The following is a 760-nucleotide window of genomic DNA, read 5'->3' on the forward strand; positions in this document are numbered from 1 at the left end:
GATCCGGCAGGTCCTAGTACGAGCCGAACTTGTAGTTCAGGCCGGCGCGCACGACGGCGAACTCGGTGCTGTTGTTGCGGTTCAGGCCGCTCTGCACGACGGTCACGCCCGGCGAGGTCAGGGTCACGGTGCCGGTCGAGTTGGAGGCGAAGGCGCCGTTGTTGCGGCCGCCCTGGTCGAGGTTCACGTACAGGCCTTCCACCTTCAGCGTCACGGCCGAGGAGCGGAAGAAGTTCAGGAACGAGTCGGTCGGCAGGGCGTACTCGACGCCGGCGCCGGCGGCCCAGCCGGTCTGGAAGTCGTTGCGGGACACGCCCGAACCGAAGTCACGGCCGCCGCCGCTGCCGTAGGCGAAGCCGCCGGTGCCGTACACGAGGGTGCGGTCGAAGGCGTAGCCGAGGCGACCGCGCACGGTGCCGAAGTAGTCGAGGCTGGAGAGGCCCGACGGGTTGTAGATCAGGTTGCCGGGCAGGATGCCGCCGCCAGCGACGGTGGCCGACGAGAAGCGGTTGCGGTTCTGGCCGAAGTCGACGTACTGCGCGTCGGCCTCGATGCCGATCACGACGCCCGAGCCCGGGGTGAACTGGTAGTTGTAGCCGACCTGGCCACCGCCGGTGAAGCCGTCGTTGCCGCGGCTGCCGCCGAAGGCGAGCACGCCAGCGCGGTTACCACCGGCCGGGCCGGCGAAGATCGCGTTCTGCGGCGAGACACCGACGACGGTGGCGCCGCGGTTGTCGTTGGCATCGAAGCCGTAGCCGGC

General features: G+C 69.7%; 1 protein-coding gene. It reads right to left on the bottom strand.

All coding sequences use genetic code 11. The annotated features are described in order from the left end of the window. Positions 1–13: 13 nt before the first annotated feature. A partial coding sequence (locus FV223_RS29090) for an outer membrane beta-barrel protein (protein ID WP_147730052.1) occupies positions 14–760 on the bottom strand: 747 nt, incomplete at its 5' end.

The sequence above is a fragment of the Methylobacterium sp. WL116 genome (assembly GCF_008039455.1).
GTDB lineage: Bacteria > Pseudomonadota > Alphaproteobacteria > Rhizobiales > Beijerinckiaceae > Methylobacterium.